This window comes from Nostocoides sp., assembly GCF_035343835.1.
GTDB classification, from domain to species: Bacteria; Actinomycetota; Actinomycetes; order Actinomycetales; family Dermatophilaceae; genus Nostocoides_A; species Nostocoides_A vanveenii.
In genome coordinates this window covers 1-3,820 of record NZ_DAOQZV010000278.1, presented here as the reverse complement: position 1 = coordinate 3,820, position 3,820 = coordinate 1, and the positions used below count along the sequence as shown (strand labels likewise).

At 70.2% G+C, this 3,820-nt stretch carries 4 protein-coding genes and 1 pseudogene; 3 read left to right on the top strand and 2 right to left on the bottom strand.

The window, feature by feature from the left end; translation table 11 throughout:
• Positions 1-357: DUF3515 family protein (locus tag PKH97_RS14720; RefSeq protein WP_324388323.1), on the top strand; the 357-nt coding region annotated here is incomplete at its 5' end.
• 28 nt (positions 358-385) lie between these two features.
• Here PKH97_RS14720 and PKH97_RS14715 read toward each other — a convergent pair.
• Complete coding sequence (locus PKH97_RS14715) at positions 386-1,522, bottom strand: D-alanine--D-alanine ligase family protein (RefSeq protein WP_324388321.1); 1,137 nt, start codon at positions 1,520-1,522, stop codon at positions 386-388.
• A 63-nt stretch (positions 1,523-1,585) separates the two neighbouring features.
• Here PKH97_RS14715 and PKH97_RS14710 point away from each other — a divergent pair, with 63 nt between their 5' ends.
• Complete coding sequence (locus tag PKH97_RS14710) at positions 1,586-2,662, top strand: aminotransferase class I/II-fold pyridoxal phosphate-dependent enzyme (RefSeq protein WP_324388320.1); 1,077 nt, start codon at positions 1,586-1,588, stop codon at positions 2,660-2,662.
• 18 nt (positions 2,663-2,680) lie between these two features.
• Here the strand turns inward: PKH97_RS14710 and PKH97_RS14705 are convergent, their stop codons facing one another.
• On the bottom strand, positions 2,681-3,436 hold the full coding sequence (locus PKH97_RS14705; RefSeq protein ID WP_324388319.1) for a lysophospholipid acyltransferase family protein: 756 nt from the start codon (positions 3,434-3,436) through the stop codon (positions 2,681-2,683).
• An 89-nt stretch (positions 3,437-3,525) separates the two neighbouring features.
• Here PKH97_RS14705 and PKH97_RS14700 point away from each other — a divergent pair.
• Positions 3,526-3,820, top strand: a pseudogene (locus tag PKH97_RS14700) (hypothetical protein); the annotation flags it as partial.

Below are 3,820 nucleotides of genomic sequence, written 5' to 3'. Positions count from 1 at the left end.
GCCGCCGCCTGTGCCCGTATGCCGTGGCCCACCGCTCTCGGCGAGCTCACCGCGCGCTTGACCGACCCGGCCGACCCGGCGGTCGCCGCGTGGGGTGATCCCGCCGTGATCGCCCGATGCGGTTTGACGCCGCCCGGGCCGACGACGGATCCGTGCATCACGGTCGACGGCACGGACTGGATCATCCGCGAGTTGAGCGATGGGGCCGCCTTCACCACCTTCGGCACGGATCCGGCCGTCGAGGTGCTGATCCCGAGGGCCTACGCGCCGGAGCCGATGCTGCTCACCGATTTCGATGCGGCCGTGGCCACGCTGCCGGCCACCGGCCGACGCTGCGTGGGCACTTCGGCGGGTTAGGGCGACCCTGATCCCGTGGCGTCGGCCGTCAGCGCAGGCCGACCGGACGTTCGAGCGCGAGCGTGATCAACTCGTCGATCAACTCTGGATAGGTCAGCCCGCTCGCCAACCACATCTGCGGATACATCGAATAGGGCGTGAAGCCGGGCATCGTGTTGATCTCGTTGATCAGCACATCACCGCGTTCGGTGTAGAAGCAATCCACCCGGGCCAGCCCCTCGCAGCCGAGGGCGAGGAAGGCCCGCGCCGCCAACTCCTGGATGCGCGCCTCGATATCCGCCGGCACATCAGCGGGGCAGGTCAGCTCGACCGAGTCGTCGGTGTCGAGATATTTCGCCTCGAAGTCGTAGAAGTCGTGACCATGCCCCGAGCGCACGACGATCTCGCCCACCCGCGACGTCCGAGGCGGGGCGCCGTCATGACCCTCGAGCACGCCACACTCGATCTCGCGCCCGACGATCCCGGCCTCGACCACGACCTTCAGGTCATGCTGCCGGGCGTTCTCAACCGCCGCGTCGAGATCGTCCATCGAGGTCACCTTGGTGATGCCCATCGACGACCCGGCCCGGGCCGGCTTGACGAAGACGGGCATACCGAGACCGGCCACCGCATCCCGCGCAGCCGCCGGGTCGTGACGCCACTGCGCATCGGTGATCACCGTGAACGGCCCCACCGGCAGTCCCGCGCCGGCGAAGACGACCTTCATGAAGTGCTTGTCCATGCCGGCCGCCGACGCGAGGACGCCGCTGCCGACATACCGGATGTCGGCGAGTTCGAGCATCCCCTGAACCGTCCCGTCCTCACCGAACGGGCCGTGCAGCAGGGGGAAGACGACGTCGACATCGCCGAGCTCCTGCGGCATCTCGCCGCGATCGAGCACGCGCAGCCCGCGTTCGCGCGTGCTCGTGGGCACGACGACACCGGGTGCGCTCTCCGGGACCGCCGGCACGTGGCCGCGCCGCAACTCCAGGGGCTCGGGGTCGTCGGGAAGAAGCACCCACCGACCGTCGGGCGCGATCCCGATCGGGAGCACGTCATACCGGCGGCGGTCGATCGCGCGCAGCACACCCCCGGCGGTCGCGCACGAGACGGCGTGTTCGGAGGAGCGCCCGCCAAAGAGCAGGGCGACCCGGATCTTGCTCTGCGCGTTGTCCATTGCACTCATCACGCTCGACACTATCCCGGGCCTGCGCGCCCGTCCCGGACGTGACGGCCTATTGTCGCCCGTATGTCGAGACCCCAGTCCGCGTCCCGTCCGGCGACCACGGTGGTCGCCACCGGCCGGCCGCCGGCCGAGCCCGGCGCCGGCGTTGTGATCCCCCCGACGTTCACATCGACCTATGTCGTCGGCACCGACCTGCGGTATGCCCGCGCGGGCAACCCCACGTGGAGCGCCTTCGAGGAGGTGCTCGGCGCACTCGAAGGCGGCGAGGCCCTGCTCTACTCCTCGGGTATGGCGGCGGCGAGCGCCGCGCTGACGCTCGTGCCGCACGGGGCGACGATCGTGGCGCCGGCCGGGGCATACAACGGCGTGGACACCGTGCTGCGCGAGGGCGAGACTGCCGGCCGATGGCTCGTGCGCTGGGTCGATGTCAGCGACGCCGATGCCGTGGCCGCAGCGATCCCGGGCGCCGCGCTCGTCTGGCTCGAATCACCGACCAACCCATTGCTCCAGGTCGCCGATCTCGCCGCGGCAGCCGACGTCGCGCAGCGCGAGTGCGCCGTGGTCGTCGTCGACAACACCTTCGCCACCCCGCTCCTGCAACGCCCGCTCGAACTCGGCGCCGACATCGTGTTGCACTCGGCAACGAAATACCTCTCGGGCCACTCCGATGTGGTCCTCGGCGCGTTGGTCACCCGCGACGCGCACTTGCACGCCGCGTTGCTGTCGGCGCGCACTCTGGGCGGCGCGATCCCCGGCCCGATGGAAGCCTGGCTAGCCACCCGCGGAATCCGCACTCTCGCAGTCCGATTCGACCGGGCGTGCAGCAATGCCGCGATTCTGGCCGCCCGTCTCGGCGACCTCGCCGGAGTATCGCGCGTGCGCTACCCCGGCTTCGGCGCGATGATCTCGATCGAACTCGCGGGCGATGCCGAGAGCGCAGATGCCGTGTGCGCCGCGGCCACCCTGATCAGCAACTCGACCTCACTCGGCGGCGTCGAGACCCAGTGGGAGCGCCGTCGCGCCATCCCCAACGAGCCGGTGACGACACCGGAGACCTTGGTGCGCATCAGTGTCGGCATCGAGGACGTCGAGGACATCTGGACCGATATCGTCACCGCGCTCGCTGCGGCCGGCAGCTGAGCGACGGTTCCCGCCACCTCAGCCGTCCTTACGCTCTGGCCGCCCAAATTCGGTCATCCCGTGCGCGGCCGGGTCGTAGCGCACCGGCGGCGCCTCCTGGCCGCGCAGGGCGGCCACCTGTGCCGTGAGCGCCGCCATGATCCGGTCGGTCGCCTCGCTGGCGGCGACACGTTGGTCAGGAGCGTCATACAGATCGCTCAGATCGACCGGGGTGCCGACGTCGATGCGCATCGTCTTGCGCGGAAAGAGGTGGACCGAGCGGCCGTACGGCATCATCAACTCCTGCGGCCCCCACATCGCCACCGGGATCACCGGGCAGCGCGTCTCCAGGGCGACCCGCGCGGCACCCGTTTTGCCGCGCATCGGCCACAGGTCGGGATCGCGCGTCAATGTGCCCTCGGGATACATCGCGACGGCGGCGCCGGCCCGGACCGCATCGACGGCCGCTCGGTAGGCGTCGATCGCCCGCGAACTGCCGCGATAGACCGGGATCTGCCCGGCCCGCCGCACGATCCAACCGATCACCGGATATTCGAAAACGCTCGACTTGCCGAGGAAGAGCACCGGGCGGCCGACGTCGTACATCAGATGCCCGAACATGACGAAATCCGTGTGCGACAAGTGATTCGGGCAGGCGATGAACCCGCCCTCGCCCGGGAGATTCTCCACTCCGGTCCAGTCGCGTTTGGTCAGCACCATGAGCAACGGCCGAAGCACGCGAACGACGAACTTGTAGGCCCGCGGCAAGTCGCGTTGCTGGGTCGTCTTCGCCATTGAACCTCTATCTCGTGCCTGCGACACCGGGGCCGGCCCGCTTAGCGGGCCGCCCGGCAGCCTACTTCCGCCATGACATCATCACCGGCATGACACCGCCCGACGCGCGCGCCCAGGGGTGGCGGGTCGTCATCCCGGCGCAGGGAGCGCCCAACGGCAAGTCGCGTCTGCACCATCCCCAACGCGCGGCGTTGAGTCGCGCTCTCGCCCGTGACACGCTCGAGATGGCGGCCCTGGCCGTGGGTGCCGACCGGCTCCTCGTCGTCACCGGCGATGACGACATCCGCGGGTATGCCGAGGGCGTCGGCGCGCGCGTGCTCACCGATCCGGGGGGCGGCCTGAACGCCGCCATCCGCGCGGGGGTCGTCGCGCTCGGCCCGGGCC